The following is a 263-nucleotide window of genomic DNA, read 5'->3' on the forward strand; positions in this document are numbered from 1 at the left end:
CCAGAACGCGTATCGATGCCCGATATTGATGTGGATTTTTGTCAAGATAGACGCGCAGAAGTGATTGATTATGTGATTGATAAATACGGAGCCGATAAGGTTGCACAGGTTATTACTTTTGGTAAGCTTTTGGCTCGTGGAGTGATTCGTGATGTGGCAAGGGTTTGTGATATGAGTATTCCTGATGCAGATGAACTTGCCAAGCTTATACCTGAAGAACTTAAAATCACTCTTGATGCAGCTTACGAAAAAGAACCAAAGAT

General features: G+C 41.1%; 1 protein-coding gene. It reads left to right on the plus strand.

From position 1 onward, the window contains the following. A partial coding sequence (locus ELQ11_RS09810) for a hypothetical protein (protein ID WP_134225310.1) occupies nt 1-263 on the plus strand: 263 nt, incomplete at both ends.

The sequence above is a fragment of the Campylobacter sp. US50a genome (assembly GCF_004379015.1).
In the GTDB taxonomy this organism is placed as follows: domain Bacteria; phylum Campylobacterota; class Campylobacteria; order Campylobacterales; family Campylobacteraceae; genus Campylobacter_D; species Campylobacter_D jejuni.